Annotated in this window: 25 protein-coding genes; 13 read left to right on the top strand and 12 right to left on the bottom strand. The window is 67.9% G+C overall.

From position 1 onward, the window contains the following. Positions 1-127 precede the first annotated feature (127 nt). Entirely contained in the window at positions 128-1,000 is an 873-nt protein-coding gene (locus MJQ72_RS14835) for an alpha/beta fold hydrolase (protein WP_240599715.1), read from the top strand. Here the strand turns inward: MJQ72_RS14835 and MJQ72_RS14840 are convergent. Together MJQ72_RS14840 and MJQ72_RS14845 are read right to left on the bottom strand one after the other, a co-directional pair. Beyond that, positions 973-1,620 (bottom strand): response regulator transcription factor, encoded by a 648-nt coding sequence (locus MJQ72_RS14840; RefSeq protein WP_240601330.1) that lies wholly within the window; start codon positions 1,618-1,620, stop codon positions 973-975. The two genes, MJQ72_RS14835 and MJQ72_RS14840, sit on opposite strands and share 28 nt — an antisense overlap. A gap of 30 nt (positions 1,621-1,650) precedes the next feature. Continuing rightward, a complete protein-coding gene (locus MJQ72_RS14845; protein WP_240599716.1) occupies positions 1,651-2,850 on the bottom strand; it encodes a sensor histidine kinase in 1,200 nt (399 codons plus the stop codon). Positions 2,851-3,074: 224 nt separating this feature from the next. Between MJQ72_RS14845 and MJQ72_RS14850 the strand changes: the two genes are divergently transcribed. Next, complete coding sequence (locus MJQ72_RS14850) at positions 3,075-3,626, top strand: DUF4190 domain-containing protein (protein ID WP_240601331.1); 552 nt, start codon at positions 3,075-3,077, stop codon at positions 3,624-3,626. A gap of 77 nt (positions 3,627-3,703) precedes the next feature. Continuing rightward, positions 3,704-4,831: an acyl-CoA dehydrogenase family protein gene (locus tag MJQ72_RS14855; protein WP_240599717.1), complete on the top strand. Its 1,128-nt coding sequence runs from the start codon at positions 3,704-3,706 to the stop codon at positions 4,829-4,831. 109 nt (positions 4,832-4,940) lie between these two features. Here the strand turns inward: MJQ72_RS14855 and MJQ72_RS14860 are convergent, their stop codons facing one another. Next, complete coding sequence (locus MJQ72_RS14860) at positions 4,941-5,387, bottom strand: heavy metal-responsive transcriptional regulator (protein WP_240599718.1); 447 nt, start codon at positions 5,385-5,387, stop codon at positions 4,941-4,943. A gap of 128 nt (positions 5,388-5,515) precedes the next feature. Here MJQ72_RS14860 and MJQ72_RS14865 point away from each other — a divergent pair, with 128 nt between their 5' ends. Continuing rightward, positions 5,516-6,313 (top strand): TIGR03084 family metal-binding protein, encoded by a 798-nt coding sequence (locus MJQ72_RS14865; RefSeq protein ID WP_240599719.1) that lies wholly within the window; start codon positions 5,516-5,518, stop codon positions 6,311-6,313. Positions 6,314-6,410: 97 nt separating this feature from the next. Next, a complete protein-coding gene (locus MJQ72_RS14870) occupies positions 6,411-7,055 on the top strand; it encodes a histidine phosphatase family protein (protein ID WP_240599720.1) in 645 nt (214 codons plus the stop codon). Here the strand turns inward: MJQ72_RS14870 and MJQ72_RS14875 are convergent. From MJQ72_RS14875 to MJQ72_RS14890, 4 genes are all read right to left on the bottom strand, one after another. Next, entirely contained in the window at positions 7,052-8,257 is a 1,206-nt protein-coding gene (locus tag MJQ72_RS14875) for a cytochrome P450 (protein WP_240599721.1), read from the bottom strand. The genes MJQ72_RS14870 and MJQ72_RS14875 overlap by 4 nt on opposite strands. A 37-nt stretch (positions 8,258-8,294) precedes the next feature. After that, the gene (locus tag MJQ72_RS14880) at positions 8,295-8,999 is read right to left on the bottom strand and encodes a TetR/AcrR family transcriptional regulator (protein ID WP_240599722.1); all 705 of its coding nucleotides are present in this window, start codon (positions 8,997-8,999) and stop codon (positions 8,295-8,297) included. A 107-nt stretch (positions 9,000-9,106) separates the two neighbouring features. Then, positions 9,107-10,045, bottom strand: a complete 939-nt coding sequence (locus tag MJQ72_RS14885) for a PHB depolymerase family esterase (protein WP_240599723.1) — start codon at positions 10,043-10,045, stop codon at positions 9,107-9,109. A gap of 146 nt (positions 10,046-10,191) precedes the next feature. Continuing rightward, a complete protein-coding gene (locus MJQ72_RS14890; protein WP_240599724.1) occupies positions 10,192-11,433 on the bottom strand; it encodes a glycoside hydrolase family 3 N-terminal domain-containing protein in 1,242 nt (413 codons plus the stop codon). A gap of 281 nt (positions 11,434-11,714) precedes the next feature. Between MJQ72_RS14890 and MJQ72_RS14895 the strand changes: the two genes are divergently transcribed. From MJQ72_RS14895 to MJQ72_RS14905, 3 genes are read left to right on the top strand one after another with little or no spacing between them, the layout of a single operon-like run. Then, positions 11,715-12,065, top strand: a complete 351-nt coding sequence (locus MJQ72_RS14895) for a helix-turn-helix transcriptional regulator (RefSeq protein ID WP_240599725.1) — start codon at positions 11,715-11,717, stop codon at positions 12,063-12,065. Between the two features lie 29 nt (positions 12,066-12,094). Further along, the gene (locus tag MJQ72_RS14900; protein ID WP_240599726.1) at positions 12,095-12,589 is read left to right on the top strand and encodes an SRPBCC family protein; all 495 of its coding nucleotides are present in this window, start codon (positions 12,095-12,097) and stop codon (positions 12,587-12,589) included. Then, positions 12,586-13,161 carry a TIGR03086 family metal-binding protein gene (locus MJQ72_RS14905; protein ID WP_240599727.1) on the top strand — a complete coding sequence of 192 codons (576 nt, stop codon included), beginning with the start codon at positions 12,586-12,588 and terminating at the stop codon, positions 13,159-13,161. Before MJQ72_RS14900 ends, MJQ72_RS14905 begins: the two co-directional genes overlap by 4 nt. 6 nt (positions 13,162-13,167) lie before the next feature. Here the strand turns inward: MJQ72_RS14905 and MJQ72_RS14910 are convergent, their stop codons facing one another. After that, entirely contained in the window at positions 13,168-13,581 is a 414-nt protein-coding gene (locus MJQ72_RS14910; protein WP_240599728.1) for a MerR family transcriptional regulator, read from the bottom strand. A gap of 67 nt (positions 13,582-13,648) precedes the next feature. On the opposite strand from MJQ72_RS14910, the gene MJQ72_RS14915 reads away from it, so the two are divergent. Then, entirely contained in the window at positions 13,649-14,743 is a 1,095-nt protein-coding gene (locus MJQ72_RS14915) for an alkene reductase (RefSeq protein ID WP_396426942.1), read from the top strand. Positions 14,744-14,771: 28 nt separating this feature from the next. After that, the gene (locus tag MJQ72_RS14920; RefSeq protein WP_240599730.1) at positions 14,772-16,097 is read left to right on the top strand and encodes an amidase; all 1,326 of its coding nucleotides are present in this window, start codon (positions 14,772-14,774) and stop codon (positions 16,095-16,097) included. A gap of 85 nt (positions 16,098-16,182) precedes the next feature. Here the strand turns inward: MJQ72_RS14920 and MJQ72_RS14925 are convergent, their stop codons facing one another. From MJQ72_RS14925 to MJQ72_RS14940, 4 genes are all read right to left on the bottom strand, one after another. Continuing rightward, entirely contained in the window at positions 16,183-17,304 is a 1,122-nt protein-coding gene (locus tag MJQ72_RS14925) for a cell division protein DivIVA (protein ID WP_240599731.1), read from the bottom strand. 118 nt (positions 17,305-17,422) lie between these two features. Beyond that, positions 17,423-19,414, bottom strand: a complete 1,992-nt coding sequence (locus MJQ72_RS14930) for an SDR family oxidoreductase (protein ID WP_240599732.1) — start codon at positions 19,412-19,414, stop codon at positions 17,423-17,425. A gap of 99 nt (positions 19,415-19,513) precedes the next feature. Beyond that, entirely contained in the window at positions 19,514-20,197 is a 684-nt protein-coding gene (locus MJQ72_RS14935; RefSeq protein ID WP_240599733.1) for a class F sortase, read from the bottom strand. Between the two features lie 12 nt (positions 20,198-20,209). Next, positions 20,210-21,679: a SpaA isopeptide-forming pilin-related protein gene (locus MJQ72_RS14940; protein WP_240599734.1), complete on the bottom strand. Its 1,470-nt coding sequence runs from the start codon at positions 21,677-21,679 to the stop codon at positions 20,210-20,212. A 315-nt stretch (positions 21,680-21,994) separates the two neighbouring features. Here MJQ72_RS14940 and MJQ72_RS14945 point away from each other — a divergent pair, with 315 nt between their 5' ends. The 3 genes from MJQ72_RS14945 (at position 21,995) to MJQ72_RS14955 (ending at position 24,109) form a co-directional block, all read left to right on the top strand. Beyond that, the gene (locus MJQ72_RS14945; protein WP_240599735.1) at positions 21,995-22,831 is read left to right on the top strand and encodes a Bax inhibitor-1/YccA family protein; all 837 of its coding nucleotides are present in this window, start codon (positions 21,995-21,997) and stop codon (positions 22,829-22,831) included. Between the two features lie 75 nt (positions 22,832-22,906). Next, positions 22,907-23,419, top strand: coding sequence for a hypothetical protein (locus tag MJQ72_RS14950; RefSeq protein WP_240599736.1), 513 nt, complete (start codon positions 22,907-22,909; stop codon positions 23,417-23,419). Positions 23,420-23,530: 111 nt separating this feature from the next. Continuing rightward, positions 23,531-24,109, top strand: coding sequence for a hypothetical protein (locus MJQ72_RS14955; RefSeq protein WP_240599737.1), 579 nt, complete (start codon positions 23,531-23,533; stop codon positions 24,107-24,109). The last annotated feature ends 10 nt before the right edge of the window (positions 24,110-24,119 follow it).

Consider the following 24,119-nt stretch of genomic DNA (forward strand, 5'->3'; position numbering starts at 1 on the left):
GACCTAGGTCGTAGACGGAAGCTCTCGCGTTACATCCCGTGACTCGATGGTGATGTCGGATGTCGATGCGATCACCCGGCGGCGCCGACTGACATTTGGGCAAAGCCGGGATGTCAGGATACGAACCGTGACTCCCACTTACGTCTTGGTCCACGGTTCCAACAGCGCCTCGTTCACCTGGGGCCCGCTGCAACGCGAGCTCGCCCTGCTCGGCCACCGCACGCTGGCCGTCGACCTTCCCGGTCACGGCTTCGCCGCCGGGTTCCACGCCGCCTACCAGGCACCGCAAGACCTCGAAGCGCTGGCCACAGCACCGTCGAACCAGGCGGGCGCCACCTTGGCCGAGGCCGTCGAGCAGGTGGTGGACGTCGTGCGCAAGGTCGCCGAGCACGGTCCGGTCATCCTGGTCGGGCACAGCCGCGGTGGGCTCGCGCTCACCGGCGTCGCGAACGCCGTCCCGGAACTGATCGACCGGATCGTCTACATCTCCGCGTGGTGCTGTGTCGACGCGACGGTGGGCGAGTACATGCAGGGGCCGGAGTACGCGAGCAGCGCGCTCAACGACGTCGCCGGTGTCGTCGTCGCCAATCCCGCCGAGCTCGGCGCGCTCCGGATGAACTGGCGCACCGCCGATCCCGAGCTGCTGGCCGCGTTGAAGACCGCGATGATCGAGGACGGCACCGAGCAGGAGTTCTTCGCCTACCTCAACACGCTCGAGCCGGACGAGAGCCTCGACGCCGGGACCGAACTCGCCGACGCCGCGACCTGGGGCCGGATCCCGCGCACCTACATCAGGCTCACCGAGGACCGGTCGATGCCGCTCGCGCTGCAGGACCGTTTCATCAAGGAGGCGGACGCGCTCACCCCGGACAACCCGACCGACGTGCGGTCACTGAAGAGCAGCCACGTCCGTTTCCTCGTGCACCCGCAGGAGGCCGCCGCCCTCCTCTCCGGGCTGCTCGCGACGGAAGGTCAGGGAGCGACGAGCCCGGCTTCGTAGGCGAAGATCGTCAGCTGGACCCGGTTGGTCGCGTCGAGTTTCGCGAAGATCCGGGTGATGTGGGTCTTCACCGTCGCTTCGCTCAAGTGCAGTTCCGCGCCGATCTCGGCGTTGGTCCAGCCTTGCGCGACGGCGGTGACGATCTGCCGCTCGCGTTCGGTCAGGGTGCCCAGCCCGGCTCGTGCCCGGTGACGGCGAGGGCTCGTCCTGGTCGCGACGAAATGCCCGATGAGCGTCCGCGTCGTCCGCGGTGACAGCATGGCCTCGCCCGCCGCGACCACGCGCACCGCGTCGATGATCTCCTGCGGCGAGCCCTCCTTCAGCAGGAACCCGCTGGCGCCCGCGCCGAGCGCGTCGAAGACGTACTCGTCGAGGTCGTAGGTGGTGAGCACGAGGACCTTCGGCGGATTGGGCAGCGCGGTGACCGCGGCGGTCGCGGTGAGGCCGTTCATCCGCCGCATCCTGATGTCCATCAGCACGACGTCGGGCGCGTGCATGGTCACCTTCGGGACGGCTTCGTCCCCGTCACCCGCTTCCGCGACGACCTCGATGTCGCCCGTGCTGGACAGGATCATCGACAAACCGGTTCGCACGAGCGGGTCGTCGTCGACGAGCAGCACTCGCAGTGGGCGCTGGTTCACCCGGACAGGTTAGTGGTGTCCCCAAGGCAGCCAAGCCCGGACGGCGAATGTGCGCTCTTCGGTGGGGCCGGCGCTGACGTTCCCGCCGATCAGCGTGACACGTTCACCGATGCCCGTCAGCCCGGCGCCCGCGCCCGGCGGCCTTCCCGCCGCGACGGTCGCGGCCAGGGGATTGACGACCTCGACGGTGAGCCCGTGCCCTGGCCCGCCGCGAACCGAAACCTCGGCCGTCGCACCCGGGGCGTGTTTCAGGATGTTGGTCATCGATTCCTGGACGATCCGGTACGCGGTCGTGCCGAGCAACGCCGGCGCGCCGCCCGCGTCGTCGAGCAGGATCGTCACGTTGACCCCCAAACCGGCCCGGCGGGCGTTGGCGACCAGTTCGGGGATGTCCGCCAGCGTCGGTTGTGGCGGCTCCGGGTGGATCCCGTTTTCGCTGTTTTCGCTGAAACCCTGGCCATCGCGGAGGACCCCGATGACCTGCCTCAGGTCTTCGAGCGACTGGCGCGCGGTCGTGCGGACGGTCTTCGCCGCCTCGGTCGTCGCGGGTCCTTTGCTGACTTCGAGCGCACCGGCTTGCAGCGACAGCAGCGAGAGCCGGTGCCCGAGGACGTCGTGCATCTCGCGCGCGATCCGGGTGCGTTCCGCGCGGCGGGTCATCTCGGCCCGGAGTTCCTCCTCCTTGGCCTCACGGATCGCGAGCTTGTCCTGCATCCCGCGGACGACCCCGACGGTGAGCGGCACCGCCGTCATCACGACGGCGACCGTCAACGTCCCCATCAGCTGCACGGCGGAGAACTGCTTGCCGACGATCTGCCCCGCGACGGTCACGTCGGGATGGCGGTTGGCGTCGCCGAACAACGCCCACGCGGTGGCGACGTAGACCAGGACGGAGCCGGTCCACAGGACGCGGTCGCGGCGGCGCGCGGCCAAGGCGGCGAGGGCGACCAGCGCGGCCAGCGCGTCGGACCGGAAGCAGAGCGGCGGCACCAAGGCGATGCCGAGGACGAGTTCCGGCCATTTGTGCCGCCAGCAGAGCATGACCGCGGCCGCGATCCCGGTGAAGAACCCGAGCGTGGACCACCAGGTCGGGTCGAACGATTGCGTCGCCGGAAGGTAACCCTGGGCGCTGAAGACGAAAATGCTGCTGATCACGCACGCCGCGACCGCCACCACGGTGAGCACCACACCGAGCACACGCCTTGCCATGCGCTGAGCGTACGCAAACCCGCTTGGCCGGCCGCATCAGCGGAACCGGTCCTTCACGGCGCGCGAATTACGACTTTCGTCGTAACGGGTTGGCGCGCCGAGGACGACGCGGGCGCCTCGCGATCGCTGGTTGTATGCCGCCTCGTTCATCCCTTTGGAAAGGAAAAACCCCCGTGACCCAGCAAACCCCCTACACGCCGGCCCCGCAAGCCCCCGCCAGCCCGATGCCGCCACGCAACGGCATCGGCGTCACGGGCTTCGTCCTCGGCCTGGTGGGGCTGGTCTTCTCCCCGATCCCGTTCGTCGGCGTCGTCGCCTGGCCGTTGGTGATCCTCGGCCTGATCTTCTCGATCATCGGCCTGATCCGCGTCAAGAACGGGAAGGCCTCCAACAAGGGGCTCTCCATCACCGGTATCGCCTTGTCCGCACTCGGGCTCGTGGTCTGCGTGGTCTGGATCTTCGTGTTCAACGCGGCGGTCAACGAGGTCAACAACGAGATCAACCGCACCGCGAAGGTGTCCTACGAGGTCACCGGCGACGCCACGAACGTCGAGGTCATCTACGGCGAGGTCCTCAACCCCGTCACGGAGACCGTCCCGGCGCTGCCGTGGAACAAGGAAGTCGAGAACAAGGGCGTCTACAAGGGCGGGACGCTCACGGTCACCACCGGCGAGACCGGTGGATCCGTGACCTGCAAGATCACCGTCGACGGCGCGGTGGTTTCGACCAAGACCGCTTCCGGCGAATTCGCGATGGCCGCCTGCACCGGAGTGTGACGGTCGGACCGTGAAAGGCCTCCTTCGCCATTCTCGGGGTGGCGGGGAGGCCTTCGCGATTCCGGCATGATGCGGGCATGACCGAGCCCGTCCATCCGTTCGCCCCACCCGCCCACGAACGTCACTGGATCGAAACCGTCACCGAACTGGCGGAGGACTTCGCCGCGAGCGCCGCCGAGTTCGACGAAACGGCCGAGCTCCCCATCGCCAACCTGCGTGCCTTGCACGCGACCGGACTCGACAGGGCGACCCTGCCCGCGGAGTTCGGCGGCGAGGATTTGAGTTATCGGACGTACGGCGAGATCGTCCGGATGCTCAGCGCGGCCTGTTCTTCGACGGCGTGTATCTGGGTGATGCACATCGGCGCCGCCGTCGGGCTGGCCCAGTTGTCCACCCCCGATGTGGGTCGCTTCTACGCCGACGAGCTCATCGGCGGCAAGCGCTTCGCCAACGCGCTGTCGGAACCGAGCAGTGGCAACATGTTCCTGATGCCGCAACAGGTCGCCGAACCCGTCGACGGCGGGTACCGGCTCACCGGTGCCAAACGATTCGTTTCGGGTTGCGAGGTCGCCGACCACTTCCTGGTCAACGCGCTCGTCGACGGCGTGCCCACGTTCTTCGGTGTCTCGCCGGACGACACGATGACCTTCGTTCCCATCTGGGACACGATGGGACTGCGCGCCAGCCGGAGCCAGCTCGTCTCGTTCGAAGACACCGTCCTGCGGGAGGACCGCCGGTGCCCGCCCACGACCGTGCGGCGGCCGAACCACATCGCCGCGGGCCTCGCCTTCTTGTCACTGGGGATCGCCGACGCGGCGGAGCAAGCGCTGATCGCGCATGCCCGGAGCCGTGTCATCCCCGCGACCGGGGAGCCGCTCGCCGGAATGCAATGGCTGCAGTTCGAGGTCGCGGACGTCCACGCCCGTCTCGAAGCGTCGCTCATGTACGCCCGGAACATGGCGTGGCTGGCGGATCAGAACTCGCCGGAGTTCCTGCCCGCGACCATGACAGCGAAGGTGCTCGCGAACGACATCGCCCGCGACGTCGCCCAAGTGGCGCTGAAAGCGGGCGGCGGTTCGGGTTTCCTGCGCACCTCGCCGATCCAGCGGCTGTTCCGCGACGCGCAGGCGGGCGGGCTGATGGCCTATTCGGCCGAAGTCACCAAGGACCGGATCGGGAAGACGGTGCTCCTGCCGCAGGACTGACCTCGGATGGCCGGCCGGGTGACGTCAAGCCCGGCCGGTCCCGCCGGAGCGGGTCAGCAGCAGCCGCTGCCGCAGCAGTCGCAATCGCACCAGTCGTCGTTCCGCATGGTCATCCACCTCCTCCCTCGGGTCCGCATTCGGGCGGGCACCAGGCGCCGGGAAGCGGGTCGGCGCATTGGGCGCCGGACATCCCGGACAGCATGGAAGTGAGTTCGGCGCGCAGCTCGCCGAGGCGCGCCATCTCCGCTTCGATCTCGGCGAGATGGCGTTCCAGCATGGTTTCGGCGGGTTCGCACGGGCACACCCCGGTGTCGCGCACGCTCAGCAGGTCACCGATCTCCGTCAGCGACAGCCCGAGCCGCTGGGTGCCCCGGATGAACCGCAGCCTGTCGATGACGTCTTCGTCGTAGCGCCGGTGTGCCCCGGAAGTCCGCGCGGGCGTGGGCAGAAGGCCGATGCGCTCGTAGTAGCGCACGGTGTCCGGCCGCACTCCGGCGCGGGAGGTCACCTGGGACATGGTCAACGCCGTCAGCGCCTTCGTCGCTTCGGTTCGCATGGTGTGAGGGTAGAACTTGGACCCGGCTCCAGAATCAAGCTCGAATTCGACGGGGCTCACGAAGAGAAGACGACGGCCCGGCGCGTCCGCATCATTCGAGAGGGTGGAAACGGCGAGAGGACGGCACGGTGACTGACTTCCGGTACGTGATCAGGGACCTCACCACGGAGGGCGAGCAGGTCGATGCCCTGGTGGCCGGCCTGGACGACGCGGGATGGGAGCTGCCGACACCCGCGGCGGGCTGGTCGGTCAAACACCAGATCGCGCATCTCTCCTTCATTTTCAAGATCGCCGGGTTGTCCGCGGGCGAGCCGCAGACGTTCGCCGAAGTCATGAAGCGCTCGATGGCGCGTGGTTTCGACGCCGCGGTCAACGCGGCCCTCGACGACTACCTCGGCGACCCCAACGAGGTCCTGCTCAGCCGCTGGCGTGCCGAACGCGACGCCGGGATCAAGGCGCTCGCCGCGGTGCCGGCGGACCAGGTCGTCCCGTGGCTGGTCAACCCGCTGCCGCCGGCCGTCCTCGCCTGCGCCGGGATGATGGAACTGTTCGCCCACGGCCAGGACATCGCGGACGCGCTGGGAGTGCGGCCGGAGCGGACCGACCGGCTCGCGTACCTCGTCGGCTTCGCCGTCCGGGTGCGGGACTTCGGCTACGAGGCACGGGGCCTGACCCCTCCCGAACAGGAGTTCCGGTTCGAGATCACCGCGCCGTCCGGGCAGTTGTGGACGTTCGGCCCCGAGGACTCCCGGCAGCGCGTCACCGGCAGCGCGGAGGACTTCTGTCTGCTGGTCACCCGGCGCCGTCACCGCGACGACCTCGACGTCCGCGCCGAGGGCGCGTTGGCGGACCACTGGCTCGACATCGCGCAGGCGTATCGCGGTCCCGCTGGCGAGGGACGCTCGCCTGGACAGTTCGGTCGGTGAAAATTCCGCCACTTCCGCGGTGATTGGGCATCCTGGAAGACGCGGTCAACTCCGCTCGGTGCGATCGTCGATGGCACACGGGGTCTAGGAGGCGATCGTGGCACGGGTGTGGCTGATCAGGCATGGCGAGAGCGAATCCAACGCGGGGCTTCCCGGCGGTGAGCCGGGGGCTTCCGCGTTGACCGAACTCGGCCGGCGGCAGGCGATCGAAATCGCGGAATCGCTGGCCGAACCGCCTCGTTTGATCGTGACGTCGCCCTTCTTACGGGCGCGGCAGACCGCCGCGCCGACGATCGAGCGGTTCCCCGGCGCGGAGCGTGAGGAGTGGCCTGTCCAGGAGTTCACCTTTCTCGGCGAACTCCATGGACAGGTCACCACCACCACCGCCACCCGTAAGCCGTACACGGAGGCTTACTGGTCCCGTGCCGATCCGCACCACGCGGTGAACGGCGCGGAATCCTTCGCCGCCCTCTTCATCCGGACCCAGGAATTCCTGGCACGGCTGGGAGAACGGGAACCCGGGCCGATCGCCGTCTTCACACACGGACTCTTCATCCGCGCGGTCATGTGGTCATTGCTGACCGGGACCACCACCCCGGACAGCGCGGCCATGCGCCGATTCCGCACTTTCGCCGACACCTACCTCGTGCCGAACGGCAACATCACCGAACTGAGGTACACGCCCGGGAAGCGGATCCCGCGCATGGTGGTCCCGCTCGCCTCCCGGTTCGCGGACCGCTAGGGCTTCAGCAGCAACCGAAGCTCGTTCACTCCCGTCATGTGCGGGCTGGGGATGAACGACGGCGGAACGGCCGGATCGGTGCGCAGATCCGGGAAACGGTCCAGCAGGATGTTGAGCGCCGTCTTGCCTTCGAGCCTGGCGAGCGGGGCGCCGATGCAGAAATGGATCCCGCGGCCGAAAGCCAGATGCGGGTTGTGCGCCCGCGCCGGATCGAAGACCCCCGGATCCGTGAAGGTGCGCGGGTCGCGGTTCGCCGCCGCGACCCAGATAGCGAGCATGCGGTCCGCCGGGATCGTCTGGCCGCCCAGTTCGACTTCGGTCGTCGTGGCGCGGGCGACCAGTGCGAACGGGCTGAGGAACCGCAGTGATTCCTCGATCGTGGCGGGCAGCAACGCGCGGTCCTCACGGACCCGCCGGTACTCGTCCGGATGGGAATCCAGGCACAGCACCGTGTTCCCGAGCAGCATCGTGGTGGTGATGTGCCCGGCGAGCAGCAGCACGTTCGCGAAGTTGACGACTTCGTTCTGCGTGAGTTTCGTGCCGTCGACCTCGGCTTCGACGAGTTTGGTCAGCAGGTCCTCACGCGGATTCCGCCGCCGGTCGTCGACGTGTTCGGAAAGGTAGTTCACCAGGTTCTTCACCTGAGCGGACGTTTCCTCGGCGGCCTTCTTGTCCTCTTCGGTCTGCTTGATCAACGACCTCTGCTGGCTGTTCCGCAGCAACGTGTCGACCCATTCCTTGAACAGGTCGCGATCGCTCGCCGGGATGCCGAGCAGCTCGGCGATCACGATCACTGGCAGCGGGTAGGCCAGATGGGTCACCAGTTCCATCGAGTCCACGCCGTCGACCGCGTCGAGGAGCTCGTTCGTCAGCGCGGCGATCCGCGGTTCGAGATCCGCGACGACCTTCGGTGTGAAGGCGTGGCTCACCAGCGTGCGCAGCTTCTTGTGATCCGGAGGATCCATCTGGAGCAGGTTGCCTTCGACGAACAGGTCCTTGTCCGGTGAGATCTCCTTGGGGATCAGCCGGGTGGTGTCGGAAGAGAACACCTTGGGATCACTCAGGGTCTTCAACGCCTCGGCGTGGCCGTAGACGTTCCACATGCCCGTCTCGGGATCGAATCGGACCGGTTCGGCCGGGAATTCGTCCCGAAGCCAGAACTGGGCTTCGTGGACACCCCAGGTTTCGGCGATCGTGGTCATGGCTTGCCCCCTTCTTCGTGTGGTGGAGGAACCCGGGTCAAGCGGGCTCCGCGGGGCCGTCCTTCCGGTAGATCCAGGCGCGATAGGACGAGATCAGATCCTGGAACGCCTCGATCACTTCGGCCGCGGTGGCGGCCAGATTCGCCGTGGACGGCGGCTCCGGCGGCTCGAACGCCGTCCGGATGATGTGCGCGAGAGCGTCGGCCTTCTCTTCGATGGTGAGGCCGGCGCCGTCGCCGGTGAAGCTGTCCATCAGGTAGAACCCCAGCGCCGAAGCACGCAGGGAAAAGAGCAGGTTCGGGATGTCGTCGCGCAGCAGGCCCCGGTCCGTCATCGTCTTCAGGTACCGCTCGGTCACGACCGCGTCCTGATCCTGCAGAGGGTGTTTCTTCAACCGGCCCAGCAATTCGGTGTTGCCGGTGATGAGCGCGCCGAGCAACGGGTTTCGCTGGGTGAACAGGAAAGCGGCTCGCTGGAACCGATGCGGGACGACTTCCGCCGGGTCTTCTTCCAGCCGCTCGAGAAGGTTCTCGGCGGCAAGGAGGGATTCTCGCAGGAGCAGCGCGTGGAAGAGGTTTTCCTTGGTGGGCCAGTGCAGGTAGATCGTGCCCTTCCCGATGCCCGCCTGGCTCGCGATGTCCTCGATGGTCACCTTGCGATAGCCCAGCCGCGACAGCAGGACGCCGGCCGCGTCGAGGATGCGATCGGCGCGGCCGGCGGTGCGGTCCGGACGTTCTGCCACATGCGCTCCCAGTGTCTGACTTCGTGACCAGATTTGCTTATCTGGTCATCCGGTCAAGTTCGACGGTAGCGCCGGGCAGCGGGTCCGGCAAGGAAATCGACGAGTTCTTAACGCAGACGGTGAGCGAGCAGGAACTTCCAGATGACCGGGGTCGCGTCGATGACGGTCGGAGTGGCGGAGTCGTTGTTCGGGCTGGTGCTCGGCCAGACGTGCCCGGCGCCTTCGACCCGGTAGTGCTGAAGTGAGCAACCAAGCCATCGCTGGACGGTGACGTCGGCCTTCGGCGAGTACTGGATCGGACGTGGGAAGCAGCCGTTCCGGTTCGCCCATGCCGCGAGCCAATCCGGCAGTGTCGGGAGGCCCTTGGCGGGATTCCCGGTGTAGGGGATCGTCGCGTCGGCCGTGCCGTGGAAATCGAGAATCGGCGCGGGACGCGACGGGTGGCACTCGCCGCCTTGTGGATAGAACGCGCCGGCGACCGGGGCGAACGCCGCGATCCGGCCCGGCATCCGGCAGGCGAGGACGCCGACGAATCCGCCGCCGTTCGACTTGCCCGTCGCGTAGATCCGGCGGGAGTCGACGCACAGTTCACGCTGGAGCGTGTTCAGCAGATCGCTGGTGAAGAGCACGTCGTCGGCGGCCGCCGAGTACGGCGCGCCGGCCCATGCCGACTCCCCGTCCGTGCCCGGAAGTCCTTGTGGGTAGACGGAAATCGCGTCATACGCGGAAAACCCGGACAGCTCCTCCTGATATTTCGACGTCCGCTTGTGGCCATGGAACGACAACACCAGCGGATACGGCCGCGAAGACCGGTACTGCGCCGGCACGTGCACCGTGTACTCGCGGACCAGACCGCCGGACGTCAAAGTCCGCAACGTCGTCGCCCCGGCGGGGACCGGGGACGGACGCTGGCAGCCGGTCGTCCGCACTGGATGGTCGACCGGCGATGGCGTGGCCGACACCATCGGAGCGGTGAGCAGGCTCAATCCGGCAGCGGCGGCGGCCGTCAGCGCGAGACGGCGCAGGTATTTCGTGGGACCAGGCACGCGATCCTCCTTGATCGGGCGGCAGGGCGGTGATCAGGGTCACTCCTGACGCGCGCCTGGTCAGCATTGTGTTCATTGAGTTTTCGGACCGCTTTTCACGGGACCCTGCCGAGCGCCCGCCTGATCGCCGGCCTGGCCGTCGATGGTCAGCCGCAGGCGCGTTTCGCCGTGAGCACGCGGGTCAAGGCCTCGTCGACCCGGGCCGCGGGGAGGTCGCCGGACGCCAGCGCTTGCTCCAACGTGGCCAGCACCGTGCCGACATTGCCGCCGGAGGACCACAACGCCTGATCCGCCCCAGCCTGCAATGCCTTGAGCACAGCCGTCTGCAGCGGGTACTGCGACGTGATCGCCTTCATCGCCCCGAGATCGTCCGTGATCACCGGGCCGTCGAACGCGTAGTCCTTCCGCAGTAGCCGGTACGCCGGCGCCGACAGGGTCGACGGTGTCCCGCCGGTCAGGTCGGGCACGTCCAGATGTCCGACCATGACGCCGATCTCGCCGTACTCGCCGATGTCGCGGTACGGAACCAGGTCGACCTTCCGCAGCGACGCCAGCGGCGGTGTCCGCACCAGTCCCTTGTGGGAATCACCGCTGGCGTGCCCGTGGCCGGGGAAGTGCTTCAGTACCGGCTGCACTCCGGCGTCCCGCAAGCCCTGCGCGAACGCCAGAATGTACTTCCGCGCGACTTCGGGATTCGCTCCGAACGACCGGTCGCCGACGATGTCGCGGTCCGGTTGGTCGGTGATGTCGGCGTCGGGCGCGTAATCGACGGTGACGCCACGAGCCAGCATCTGCCGCCCTCGTTCGGCGGCCTTCGCTCGTACCTGTGCCGGTGTCAGGGTCGAGGCCATCTTCCGTGCGCTCGGCATGTCGCCGTCGAGGGCGTCGATCCGCTGGACACGGCCGCCTTCCTCGTCGATCGCCACCGATACCGGAACCTTCGCGGCACGCTGGACCTCGTCCAACGCGCGGTTGCGCAGGAGGGCCGTCTCGTTTCCGCCGAGGAAGATCCCGCCGATCTGCTGGTCGCGTACCAGCTTCACCGCCGCCTGCGGGTCACCGGCGTTCACGCCGACCACCACCAACTGGGCCAGCCGCTGCCGGGGGCTCATCCCGGCGATGACCGCTTCGCAGCCTGGAACGGGCGCCTGCTCCGCCCTCGGTGACGGCGAGGGCGCGGGCCTGCTGGAGCTGGGTGGGACTGAAGCGACGCTGCTGTGCAGCGGGGGTACCGTCCCCGCCGGCTGCGCGGATCCGGCCTCGTCGTTCGCCGTACCGCACTGCACGCTGGTGAGCAGAACGGTCGCGGCTCCCAGGACTACGGTCGCCCATCGCTTCGTCGTCTTCGGTCGCCCGGAGTTCATCGGCTCGTTTCGTTCGTCGTCCATGCCGGTATCGACGGTAACCCGGCTTGCCCGTTCGTACGCGCTTGCGTGCCCTTTCGGGCGTGGGCGCGCCTGCCGGACCTTCGGCCCCACCTCCCTTCTTCTCCGTGTTCTCCCTCGTCAAGCGGACGTTCGGACTTGACAGCTCGATCTGCTCCGCCGTAGATTACCACATGGTTATGGAACCGCAAGGTTATCCAGCAGGTCGGCGGATGCCGAAGCGATCGTGAGAAGTCGAAATCGTGAGAACTGCTCGAACAGAGGAAACGGAAAGGCGGGCGACCGTGGCACAGGATCTGCTCGATGTCACCTTCGCGGCGCTCGCCGACCCCACTCGCCGCGCGATCCTGGCCCGGCTCGCGCGTGGCGATGCCACGGTGACGGAGCTGGCCGAGCCGTTCGCGATGAGCCAGCCCGCCATCTCCAAGCATCTGAAGGTGCTGGAGCGGGCTGGGCTGGTGGCGAGGGGGCGCGACGCTCAGCGCCGCCCCTGCCGGCTGGTGGCCCAGCCGCTGAAGAACGCGAACGAATGGCTCGGTGGCTACCGCCGCTACTGGGACGAGACCTTCTCGAAGCTGGATCTCGTCCTGGAAGGGGAGATCCAGCACCCCGAACGCCGGGACGAGACCGATTGACCACCGCACGAGCGGAAAGGAACAGCACGATGGGACGAACTCTCAGCGTGACGAAATCCGGCGATCTCGAGATCGTCATGACGAGATCCTTCGACGCACCGAGGGCGTTGGTGTTCGACGCCTGGACGAAACCCGAGCTGGTACGCCGCTGGTTCGGTCCGCACGACTGTGAGGTCGTCGAATGCGAGATCGATCTGCGGGTCGGTGGCAGATGGCGTTACCGGCTGCGCCACGGCGGCGGGATGGAGATGCTGCTGCAGGGCGTCTACCAGGAGATCGACCCCCCAGGACGGCTGGTCTCCCTCGAGACGAACGAGGACTGCGAGGCGTCGGAAGGGCAGGCTTTGGCGACTTTGACCCTGGCCGAACACGACGGAGTCACCACACTGACCCAGGTGGTGCGGTACGGCTCGAAACGGATCCGGGACGCCGTGCTCGAATCCGGGATGGAGCGGGGCGTCGGTGAAGGCTTCGACAAGCTGGCCGAGGTCGTGGTCGCTCCGGTGCGGGCGGGAACACGATGAACGCCATCGCCGACCGTTATCGCGTCCGGGCCGACGCCTTCGAGAGCAAGGTCGCCGCTGTCGAAACAGGCCGGTGGGAGAGCAAGTCTCCCTGTGAAGACTGGAACGCCAGGGATGTCGTCGGGCACATCGTCGACATGCACGCCGCGATGCTGAGCCCGTTCGGACGTGACCTCGGGCCGGCGCCGTCGCTCATGGAAGACCCGCTGGGTGCCTTCCGGGCGGCTCGCGCCGATGTCGAGGCGGTCCTCGGCGACCCAGTGCTCGCGGCAACGGAGCACGAGACGCCGACAGGGAAGATGACCGCCGAACAGCACATCGATCAAGTCGTCAGCGCCGACATGGTGATCCACGGCTGGGACCTGGCCAGGGCCACCGGTCAGGACGACACGATCGATCCGGAGGAGGTCGCGCGGATGTGGCCGGCCGCGCAGGCCATCCCCGACCAGATGAGGATCCCGGGTGCTTTCGGGCCCGGCATCGTCGTCTTCGGTCCTGAAGTGAAGGTGCCCGAAGACGCACCCCTGCAGGACAGGCTGCTCGGATTGATGGGCCGAGACCCGAACGCCTGATACGGGTCAGACATGGATCCCGCGATGGCGCCGGACGGGCCGAGCGGGAACCGGTACCGCGGCGGTATCGGTCCCCTTGGCCGCGGCCAGGACACGTTCCAGAACCGACAGAGAGGTGGTGAGCAAGGAAATCTGGTTCTGGATGCGGGTTTTGGCGATCTCCAGCTCGTCGGTCATCTCCGGCGAGGGCACCAAATGCGTGTGGTCCCCGGAAACGCAAGGAAGGAGTTCCGCGATCTTGCCGCTGCACAACCCGGCTGAATAGAAGAGCTGGATCTGCAGCACCCTGGCGATGTCGTCTTCGGTGAAGGTCCGGTAGCCGTTGCCGCATCGGTCGGGCCGCAACAGGCCTTCCGTTTCGTAGTACCGCAACGATCGGACGCTCACCCCGGTTCGCTTCGCCAGTTCGCCGATCCGCATGAGTCCACAGTAGCCGCGGAATCCGCGGTTGACCGTGACGCCGGTGTCAGGGTTTAGCTTCGCGTCCATGAGGTTGCTAGAAGCGTTCCGCGGTACCGCGATCCGACTGCCGAACCGCATAGCGATGGCTCCGATGACCCGGGGACGCGCCGACGATCCCACCGGCGTGCCACATCCGCGGACGGCCGAGTACTACGCCCAACGTGCGAGCGCCGGGTTGATCGTGAGCGAAGGCATTTGGGTGAACAAGACCGGCAAGAGCGGCCCTGGAATCCCAGGCTTGGCGACAGAGCAGCAGGCCGAGGCATGGCGTGAGGTGACGGCGGCCGTGCACGAGAAAGGCGGCCGGATCTACGCGCAGCTCTGGCACGCGGGACGGGTCAGCCACCCCGGCGTGACGGGCCGGACACCGGTGGCGCCGTCGGCGGTCCGGCAGGCCGGGCGGATCTTCTCGGCCGGCGGCTGGACGGACACCGTCGAACCCCGGGCGCTCGGCGAGGAGGAGATCGGCGAGGTCGTCCAGGACTTCGCCGAGGCGGCACGCCGGGCCGTCGAGGCGGGATTCGACGGCGTGGAACTCCATGGCGCCAACGGCTACCTCATCCAGGAGTTCCTCGCCGGCAACACCAACCGCCGGGAGGATCGTTACGGCGGCTCGGTCGCCGCCCGGCTCACCTTCCCGCTCGAGGTGGTGGCGGCCGTGGCCGAGCAGATCGGTGCGGCCAGGGTCGCTCTGCGTATTTCGCCGGGCAACCCGGAGAACGACATCGTGGAAGACGATTGGAAGGAGGTGTACTCACGACTGCTCGCGGAACTCGGCCGGTACGAGCTCGCATACCTGCACGTCATCGATACCCCTGACGTCGAGGTGCTGTCGCACCTGCGGCTTTTGTGGCCAGGAACGCTCGTCGCGAATCTGCGATCCGAGAAGCCGACCAGCCGCGCCGAGGGTGAGTCCTTGATCGGAGCCGGTCTGGCCGACGTGGTCGCCTTCGGCAGGTTGTTCATCGCGAACCCGGATCTGCCTGCGCGATTCGCTCTCCACGCGCCGCTCGCCGAAGCGGATCGCGACGTCTACTACGGCGCCCGGCTCGACGGCTACACCGATTTCCCGGCGTTCGAACCGGACTCGGCGAAGTTCGCCTGTTCGGCGCGCAGCTGATCTTGCCCGCCCGTTCTACAGTGCGGGGATGGTCAAGACGGCAGTGGAAATCGCGGCGGCTGTCCGCGCCAAGGAACTCGACCCGGTCGAGGTGACGCGTGAGGCGTTGGCCCGGATCGCGGCGGCGGACGGGGTGGTCGGCGCGTTTCGCCGGGTCCGGGTCGAGGAGGCGCTCGCTGAGGCCGCCGCCGTCGGCGAACGCGCGGACCTGGCCGATCTGCCCTTGGCCGGGGTGCCCGTCGCGGTCAAGGACGTCGCGCCGATCGAGGGCGAATACGCCTCGTGGGGGTCACGCGCGGGTTCGTCGACGCCGTCCACAGAGGACGGTGAGATAGCGCGGAGGCTGCGCGCCGCCGGTGCGGTGATCGTCGGCCTGACCCGGGTGCCGGAGCTGTGCATCTGGCCGTCGAGTGACGATCCGGACGGGATGGCGCGTAATCCGCGCAACCCGTCGTACGCCGCCGGCGGTTCGTCGGGAGGGAGCGCCGCGGCCGTCGCGGCCGGACTCGTGCCCATCGCACACGGCACCGACGGTCTGGGCTCGATCCGGCTGCCTGCCGCGATGTGCGGGATCGTCGGTCTCAAACCGGGCAAGGGCGTGGTCCGAGTGCCGGGGGAGGACGGTTGGTTCGGCCTGTCCACGCACGGTCCGATGACGACCACGGTGGCAGACGCCGCCGTGCTGATGTCGGTCCTCGCCGAACAGCCCGGCTTGGCCGACCTCGCCGAACCGAAGCGGTCTCGCATCGCCCTGTCGACCCAGGTCCCGTTGACGAGGGCGCCGCTGCCGCGCGCGTTCAGCCGGGCCGTCACGCGGGCCGGAGAGCTGTTCCGCGAGGCCGGGCACACCGTCGCGCCCGGAACACCGCGGTACAACGCCGGAGCGATCGGTGGCCTTCTCGCGCGATGGGTCGCGGGTCCGGCCGAGCAAGCGGCCGAGTTCGACCTCAGCGCACTCCAGCCCCGTACCCGTATGCACGTCCGGCTCGGGCGGCTGATGGCCAAGCGGGTCCGGGAGGCCACCCGGGAGCGCTGGCTGGAGCGTGCCGAAGAGTTCTTCGCCGACCACGATGTCCTGGTCACCCCCATGATCGCGACCCTCCCGCTCAAGGCGCGCACGTGGCACGACAGCCGATGGATCGCCAACGTACTGCCGTCCCTGCGCGTGGCGGGTTTCGCCGGGCTGTGGAATCTCGCCGGCTATCCGGCGATGTCGGTGCCGATCGGCGTGCATCCTTCGGGCATCCCGGCGTGCGTCCAGCTCGTCGCCGCGCCCGGTGGGGAAGCGCTCCTGCTGGGCCTTGCCGCCCAGCTCGAAGCGGCCAACCCCTGGCCACGCACCACCGCCCCCTGACCGCGCCCGGAAAGAGAGCAAGGGACCTTTGCTATCACTCTCTTTTGGAGAGTGATAGCAAAGGTCCCTTGCTACTTCGCGCTGGTCAGGAGCCGGTTTTGGCCGGTGACGGCTTCTGCCCGTTCGCCTTCGGGCCGTTCTGCTCGGTCTGTCCGTTCTTCGGCGCAGCGGCGGCAGGCGCCGAAGAAGCGGGCTTGGCGGGAGCGGGTTTGGCGGCGGCCGGAGCGGCGGCCTTCGACGCGGGCTGCTCGGCCGGCTTGCCCGCCGGCTTCGTCTCCTCGGCCTTGCTGTCGCCGCCGACGAGCTTCGAAGCGTGCGGGATCACCGACTCCTCGGGCAGCGCCGCGAGCATCGCCTCGCTGCCCTTCAGGACCTCGTCGGCCTGCATGAGGCTCTTCCGGGCCTGCTCGCGGATCTCCGCCAGCCGTTCGACCTTCCGCTGGGCGGCCGTCGTGCGCTGGGCGGCTGTCGTCGTGGCTTCGTCGAGCCGACGCTTGGCCTCGGTCGTCGCCTCGTCGATGCGTCGCTTGGCCTCCGCGGTGGCCTCCGCGATCCGGCGTTCGGCCTGGTTCTTGCTGGCCGTCTGCTGGTCGGCGATGTGCTTCTCGTGCGCCGCCTTCTGCGCCGCGATCGTCTGCTCGAACTCGCGCTCGATCTTCCGGCGCTTGCGCTCGGCTTCGTTGTCCAGCAGTTCCCGGCGCTGGGCGGCCTCGACGGTCAGCCGCTGGACCTCGGCTCGCGTCTCGGCGAGTGCGGACTCGTGCTCGGAGTGCAACGCGTCCGCCTGCTTGTCCAGTTCGGCGACGAGCCGCGTGTAGCGCTCGCGGAGCTTCTTCGAGGCTTCGCTCGAAGAAGCCCAGTGCTTCTCGGCGGCGACTTCGGCACGCTTCGTGATCTCGTCCGCGCGCGCCTGCGCGAGCGTGACGGTGCGCTGCATCCGCTCGTCGAGGTCTTCGAGCCGCTCCGGCGGCTTCTTCAGCTCCTCGATCCTGGCGTTCAGCTTCGCCACCTCGTGGCGAACGGTTTCGAGTTCGCGCGTGGCCGAGGTCGCCTGCGCGATCGCGGCGTCGCGGTCGGTGATCACGCGATGCAGCTGGGCTTCGAGATGATCCAGATACTGGCGCACTTCGTTCCGGTCGAAGCCGTGCCAGGCCTGGGTGTACTCGCGCCGCAGGGGCAACAGGCCGTTGTCTCGCTCGGGAACCATGGCCACGACGGTACCTGCGTACGCGGGGTCGCCGTTGTCAGGCTTGGTGATTCACCGACGTGTGTCGTCTCTCAGCTGCTATCCCTCACCTGAACGGCCGCCACCCGTGTGCGCAGTGTCACCAATGGAAGCCGCGGCTGAGCCGGGCGAGCGCCATCGCCGCGCGGGACAGATGCTGCTCGCCCTTCCCGATCTTGAGTCCGCCTTCGCCGCCCGCGGCCGCGGAATCCGGGAACACGCGGAATCCTTGGTAGGCCACGGCATCCGTGAGCCCCGGCGTGAGCGTGTACGCGAGCCCGATCGCCTGCCCGGCGGGCGTGCCGATGTGCTTGGGACGTTCCCGCAGTGCCTTCATCACCATGTCCGCGGCCTGGTCCGGCGATTTGGTCGGAAACGCGTCATAGATCTTCGTCGGCCGGATCATCGGCGTGCGCACGAGTGGCATGTGGATGGTCGTGAAGGTGATTCCGTCGCCGTGGGTCTCGGTCGCGGCGATCCGGGAGAAATAGTCCAAAGCGGCCTTCGACGCCGCGTATGCCGAAAAGCGCGGCGCGATTCCCTGCACGCCGATCGACGAGACGTTGACGATATGCCCGAATTTCCGCTCGGACATATGCGGCAGCACCGCGAGGATCAGCCGCACCGCGCCGAAGTAGTTGATCGCCATCGCGCGTTCGTAGTCGTGGAACCGGTCGTACGACAGTTTGATCGACCGCCGGATCGAGCGGCCGGCGTTGTTCACGAGCATGTCGATGCGGCCGTGCTCGGCGAGCATCGCGTCGACGGCCTTGTGCACCGATTCCTCGTCGGTCAGGTCGGCGGGGTACACCGACGCCGTGCCGCCGGCGGCGATGATCTCGTCCCGCACTTCTTCGAGTTCGTGACGGCGCCGCGCGACGAGCAGCGGCACCCCGCCCGCGGCCGCGACCTTGATCGCGGTCGCGCGGCCGATACCCGAGGACGCGCCGGTGATGATCACGCGACGGCCGTCCAGTTCGCCGCGCGGGCCGTGCTTGCGCGCGCGGAACGGGTCGAGGTGCTCCCGCCAGTAGCGCCACAGGGTGGGCGCGTACTCCTCGATCCGGGGTACCTCGACACCCGAGCCGATGAGTGCCTTGCGCGTCGACGCCGACGAGAACACCGACGGGAAAGCCATGGTCTCCAGCAGCACCGGCGGGATGCCGAGCCGCTCCATCACGGCGTCGCGCGCGATCGTGAAGCCGGGGATGTGCTCGCTCAGCTTCACTAGGTTGACGATGCCCTTGGACACGCGTTCGTTGAGCTGCACGGAGATGGTCGGCGCGCCCGCGGCTTTCGCGAAGGCGTTGTAGACCGAGACGACCGGCTGGGGCTCCGGGTTGACCAGGTGGAACGCGCGCCCGTCGAGGCCCTTCGTGGTGATCAGGGCGTTCAGCGACTCGGCGACGTAGTCGACCGGGACGACGTTGGTGTCGCCGAGGTCGGGGCCGACGATCGGCACGTCGGGCAGCCCGGCCAACCTGCTGATGGCGGGGAACAGGTAGTACGGGCCGTCGATCTTGTCCATTTCGCCGGTCTCGGAGTTCCCGACGACGACCGCGGGCCGGTACACCCGCCACGGCACGTCCTGCTGTTCGCGCACGAGGCGCTCCGCCTCGAACTTCGTGCGGTGATACGGCGTGACGAGCCGCTGGCCGACGTCGAACATCTCCTCGGTGAACATGCCCTCGTGGTCGCCGGCGACGGCGACCGAGGACACGTGGTGCAGGCAGCCTGCGTTCAGATCCGCGGCGAGGGCGATCACCTGCGCGGTGCCTTCGACGTTGGCCTTGATGCTGGCTTCATCGTCGGCGGTGAGGTCGTAAAGGGCGGCGAGGTGCACGACGTGGTCGACGCCGCGAAGCTTCTCTCGATCCTCTTCGCCGACGCCGAGCAGGGGCTCGCCGAGGTCGCCAGTGACGAGGGTGACGCGTTCGGGATGCGGCCAGGCGTTCACGAGTTTCGCGAGTTTGTCCCGCGAGGAGGCGCGGACGACGAGCGCGACCTTGTCGACGTCGTCCCTGGTGAGCAGTAGCCGGGTGAACTGGCGCCCGATCAGTCCGGTCGCCCCGGTCACCAGAAAAGTCGCCATCTGCCTCACCCTTCACCGTGCTCGCCCGCGTCCCCCGGCATTCTGCTGCATCGGGACGGCGAGGACCACCACGGCGCCGGTGAAGTTACTCACGGGTAACTAGGCTGGGTCGGCGATGACGACCCGGTTCTCGGCGTAGCCGGTCTCCCCGCCGACCCAGCGGCCGCCGCAGGTGACGAGGACTATCCGATGTGGACCGGACTGGCCGAACAGCTCGTCCGCCCGCTGTGGCAGCTCGTTCTTCTTCAGCGTGATCAGCTGGGAGACCTTGTACTGCCAGGACTTCCCGGCTTTGTCGACCACGGTGACGGCGCCGCCGATCCGCTCGGTCCACAGCTCCGCGAACGGGCCCGTCGCGCCCTTCCAGTTCACGTGCCCGGCGAACACGCTCGCCCCGGTGGCCGAATTCAGCTCGGCGCCCCACCAGGTCACCTCGCCGAGGTTCTCCGGCACCGGGAGTTCCGCGCCCGGTCCGAGCTCCTTGCGCACGAGTTTCGCCGCGCCGCCCGCCGGCAGCCGGATCGTCCCCGGACCCTGCGGCTTCGGGGCTTCAGGCTCCTTCGGCGGCGGCGGAGCTGCCGTCGGAGTCGTGGGGATGATGTCCGGCGGAGGCGGGACCTCCTGCTGTGCGGGCGCGGCGGGGGCGCCACCCGCGACGGAAACGGAGACGGCCTGAGCCGTCCCCGTCACCACGGTCGTCGGCGGCCAGATGAGCAGGGCCGCGACGAGGTCCGCGCACAGGACCGTGACCGCTCCCAGCGCGAACCCGCGTCGTACTGACATTCCAGAACCCTCTTAGCGTCGCGAAGACCGCCGCGCGGCCACGCCCACCATCACCGAACCGAGCAGCGCGAGCGCGCCGACGCCGAGGATGCCGGCGGTCGACGCCGAGTTCTCGACGGTGCCCTGCATCATCGCCACCGGCCGGTCGCCGGCGGGGATGGTGCGCGGTACCTCGTTGGGCGTGTTGGCGACCTTGAGCGCCAGCGTCTCACCCGGCTTGAGCTCACCACAGGCGGACGGCGGATTCTTCGGGTCGAACGCGTTGGTGTAGCCCGGCGGCGCGCTGACCTCGACCACGCAGATCTCCTGCGGGGTCCGCAGGTTCTCCACGGTGACCGTGCCGTTCTCGCCTTCGGTGGTGACGACGGCGGGTTTGCCGTCGGCGCCGTTGAGCGGTTTGCCGTCGTGGCCGACGGCGGCGGTGGACTTGTCCTTGGCGGTGATCCGCAGTGCGGCGCCCGCGATGCCCTTGCCGGTCTTCGCGTCGACCTTGGTCACCTGGACCTTGCCCGGCTTCGAAACGACCGCGACGCCCTGGGCCTTCAGCTCCTTCTCGCCGCCGGTCGACACGACCTTCTGCACGCCGGTCTCGACGGGGAACTGCACGTACGGGCGGTCCGCGGGGGCGGACAGCGAGCTGGCCAGCTTCGGCTGGTCACCGGTCGGCGTCACCTTGACCGTGACGGTGCCGTCTTCGCCGGTCTTCACCGTGGTGGCCTTCTCGGCCTTGGCGTTCGAGGTCGACGCGGGTTTGGTGCTTTCACCGCTTTCGATCGTCGCGTTCGACGGCGTGAGCTGCACGGGCACGCCGGAGACACCCTTGCCCTTGGCGTTCTTGACGCTGATCGTCCACTCGCCCGCGGTGCCGATGTGCTGGTCTTCCTTCGGCGGCGCGATCGCGGTGGTCCACGGACCGCGGTTGGCTTCGGCGTCCTTGGTCAGCTTCTCGACGGCCGTGGCGGCGTCGGCGTGCTGCGCCTTCAGCTTGTCGAGGTGGCTCTGGACGTCGTAGCCGATCTTCTCCGGGGGGAGGTTCGGCTTGAGGTCGTCGGCGGTACGCGGCTTCGACGTCCACGAGTGCAGCAGATGCGCGAGCGCCGCCGCCTCGGCGTTGTCCTTGGTGCCGCCGTAGCGAAGCAGAAGGTAGGAGATGTTGGCCGCGGTGTCCTCGGGGAGCTTCGCGCCCCACTTGTCGAGGAGTTCATCGCCGGGCTGGTACTTCTCGTTGGTGTCCGGCGCCTTCAGCTGGAAGGAGACGCAGAACACGTGCTTGCCGTTGACGACGTAGGAGCCCAGCCAGTCGCGATCTCTGGGCTTGCTGTCGACCGTCTGGCCTGGCGTGACCTGGTAGCCGACGCCTTCCTCCTTGGCGGCCGAGGCCGGTGTCGCCGCGACGGTGGCGGACAAGGCGCCGAGCAGGCACGTCGCGATCAGGCTGGTCAAGGCGCGCGAACGCACGCTCGGGCGTGTGGTCCACCCCATGGTGTGTTGACTCCTTTGGCCGTGCTCTGCCCTCGACGCCTGTACGTCGACGCAGGTCACACGATCGATAGGTTCCCCGACACGCCTTCGGTGATTATCCGAACACGCAACGTGGAGGGTGGCGTGTGAGCAGCGGTTTTGGCAATAGGGCATCAGGTGGGGTATCGGTGAACGGTCGGTGATCTCCGCCGCATACGGTGTGGGGGATGGGCGCCGCGCCGATTGTGAGTAAAGTCGTCTTTACTTCGACGGGAACCGGGCGGCCCACGCGGTCGTTGAACCCGATGCAGGTGCCAGTAGATCCAGGAGGATCAGGTGCGATCCAGTAGCAACCCGGCGTTCCGGAACCTGCCGCGTGGCGCGGCTCAGTACGGACCCAACGTAGGCTTCAACCAACCCCAGGGCGGCGTGCCCGGCTACGGCCCTCCGCAGACCTCCGCCGGCGCCGACGACCGTCCGATGACCGTCGACGACGTCGTCATCAAGACGGCGCTGAGCCTCGGCACCGCGCTGGTGACCGGCGTGCTCACCGCGATCTGGGCGATCAGCCAGCTGCCCGTGGACGCCGCGGGCCGGATCACCGGTATCAGCGGCGGCGTGATCGGCGCCCTCGTCGGCGGCATGCTCGTCGGCCTCGTGATCTCCCTCGTGATCATCTTCAAGCAGAAGCCGAGCGGCCCGCTCACGCTGGCGTACTCGGCGGCCGAGGGTGTCTTCCTCGGTGCGATCAGCGGCCTTTTCGAGGCGCTGTACCCCGGTATCGCGCTGCAGGCGATCATCGGTACCGCGGGTGTCTTCGTCGCGATGCTGGTCGTCTACAAGACCGGCGCGGTCAAGGTCACCCCGAAGCTGACGAAGTGGATCATCGGCGCCGTCGTCGGTGTCGCGATCCTGATGCTGGTCAACCTCATCACCAGCTTCTTCGGCTTCAACCCGCTGCGTGACGGCGGGCCGATCGCGATCATCTTCAGCCTCGTGGTGATCGGTGTCGCGGCGTTCAGCTTCCTGCTCGACTTCGACCAGGCCGACCGGATGATCCGCGAAGGCATGCCGTCGAAGTGGGCGTGGTTCGCCGCCTTCGGTCTCATGACCACGCTGGTCTGGCTGTACCTCGAGATCCTGCGGCTGCTGTCGTACTTCCAAAACGATTGACGCCGATTCTCCGCGAAAGGGCGCTCCGAGCGATCGGGGCGCCCTTTTCCGTGGTGGCGAATACCCTCTGCTGACATGACCGAACACAGGCGTTCCAAATGGTTCTGGGTGAGCATCCTGGTGCCGGTCGCGATCGTGGTGCTCAGCGCGTCTTCGTGGATCTTCGGGTACCTCGCCGACACCGACGACGTCCGTGTCGGCGACTGCTACGCGGTCACCACCTTCGGCGATGTCGGCGACGACCCGGTCAAGGCGGACTGCGGTTCTGTCGAGGCCAACGCGAAGGCCGGGGCGAAGACCGACGCCGGCGGCGCGTGCCCGGCGGGCGAATACGACCAGCTCACCGTCGACAAGACGTTCGCCTCGTACCGGCTCTGCATGATGATCAACGCGAAGCAGGGCGACTGCCTCGAGAACTTCCTCGCCGACAGCGTGGCCTATCAGAAGGTGCCCTGCTCGGACCCCGCGAAGGACGCCGAAGTCCTGAAAGTGGCCGACGGTGTCGCGACCTGTGACGACACGGAAGCCACTCATCTCAAGAGCTACTCCACACCGCCCTCGACGGTTTGTGTGAAGAGCCTCAAATAGCCGGTTCGACCAGGGTGTTTCACTCGTTCGGGGGCCCGGTGCGTGTGGTTGATCACGGTACGTGTTTGATACCGAGGTTCTTATTCCTCTTCACACCTGTGAGGTTTCTCGGTGACCACTTCCCAGCCGGCCCCTGGGGGCCAAATGCCGGTGGGACAGCCCGACGCTTTCGGCCAGCCGTCAGCGCCCAAGAAGTCCAAGCTCCGCTGGCTGAGATTCGCCATCCCGGTGCTCGTCGTCGTGATCGGCGGCGGCCTGTTCCTCTTCAACTACTTCACCGGGACGGGCAGCGCCCAGGCCGGTGAATGCCTGAGCGTGACCGAGTTCTCCCGCGCGGCCGACGAGCCGAAGAAGGCCGACTGCGGCGCGCAGGAGGCGAACGTCAAGATCGCCGCCCGCGTGGGCGGCGGCGAGTCCTGCCCGGAGGGCGACTACGACACCATTTCGATGTCCGGCCGGATCTCGTACAAGCTGTGCCTGATCGTCAACGCCAACCAGGGCGACTGCCTGACGGGCTTCAAGTCGGATACCGCGGGCTACCAGAAGGTGTCCTGCACCGATCCCGCCAAGGACGCGGAACTGGTGAAGATCGCCAATGTCGCGGACAAGGCGTCCTGTGAGGGCACCGAAGCCACGGCAGTGGCGGTGTACTCGACGCCGCCGACCACGATCTGCATCAAGACGGCGTAGTAGACCGAAG

Source organism: Amycolatopsis sp. EV170708-02-1 (assembly GCF_022479115.1).
In the GTDB taxonomy this organism is placed as follows: Bacteria; Actinomycetota; Actinomycetes; order Mycobacteriales; family Pseudonocardiaceae; genus Amycolatopsis.

Excerpts from the sequence above, each read along its gene's own strand:
- MJQ72_RS14925 (WP_240599731.1), bottom strand. The coding sequence starts at position 17,304 with ATGGTTCCCGAGCGAGACAACGGCCTGTTGCCCCTGCGGCGCGAGTAC.
- MJQ72_RS14900 (WP_240599726.1), top strand. The coding sequence starts at position 12,095 with ATGGGACGAACTCTCAGCGTGACGAAATCCGGCGATCTCGAGATCGTC.
- MJQ72_RS14915 (WP_396426942.1), top strand. The coding sequence starts at position 13,649 with ATGAGGTTGCTAGAAGCGTTCCGCGGTACCGCGATCCGACTGCCGAAC.
- MJQ72_RS14850 (WP_240601331.1), top strand. The coding sequence starts at position 3,075 with ATGCCGCCACGCAACGGCATCGGCGTCACGGGCTTCGTCCTCGGCCTG.
- MJQ72_RS14905 (WP_240599727.1), top strand. The coding sequence starts at position 12,586 with ATGAACGCCATCGCCGACCGTTATCGCGTCCGGGCCGACGCCTTCGAG.
- MJQ72_RS14920 (WP_240599730.1), top strand. The coding sequence starts at position 14,772 with ATGGTCAAGACGGCAGTGGAAATCGCGGCGGCTGTCCGCGCCAAGGAA.
- MJQ72_RS14855 (WP_240599717.1), top strand. The coding sequence starts at position 3,704 with ATGACCGAGCCCGTCCATCCGTTCGCCCCACCCGCCCACGAACGTCAC.
- MJQ72_RS14950 (WP_240599736.1), top strand. The coding sequence starts at position 22,907 with ATGACCGAACACAGGCGTTCCAAATGGTTCTGGGTGAGCATCCTGGTG.
- MJQ72_RS14860 (WP_240599718.1), bottom strand. The coding sequence starts at position 5,387 with ATGCGAACCGAAGCGACGAAGGCGCTGACGGCGTTGACCATGTCCCAG.
- MJQ72_RS14890 (WP_240599724.1), bottom strand. The coding sequence starts at position 11,433 with ATGGACGACGAACGAAACGAGCCGATGAACTCCGGGCGACCGAAGACG.
- MJQ72_RS14845 (WP_240599716.1), bottom strand. The coding sequence starts at position 2,850 with ATGGCAAGGCGTGTGCTCGGTGTGGTGCTCACCGTGGTGGCGGTCGCG.
- MJQ72_RS14935 (WP_240599733.1), bottom strand. The coding sequence starts at position 20,197 with ATGTCAGTACGACGCGGGTTCGCGCTGGGAGCGGTCACGGTCCTGTGC.
- MJQ72_RS14910 (WP_240599728.1), bottom strand. The coding sequence starts at position 13,581 with ATGCGGATCGGCGAACTGGCGAAGCGAACCGGGGTGAGCGTCCGATCG.
- MJQ72_RS14930 (WP_240599732.1), bottom strand. The coding sequence starts at position 19,414 with ATGGCGACTTTTCTGGTGACCGGGGCGACCGGACTGATCGGGCGCCAG.
- MJQ72_RS14875 (WP_240599721.1), bottom strand. The coding sequence starts at position 8,257 with ATGACCACGATCGCCGAAACCTGGGGTGTCCACGAAGCCCAGTTCTGG.
- MJQ72_RS14940 (WP_240599734.1), bottom strand. The coding sequence starts at position 21,679 with ATGGGGTGGACCACACGCCCGAGCGTGCGTTCGCGCGCCTTGACCAGC.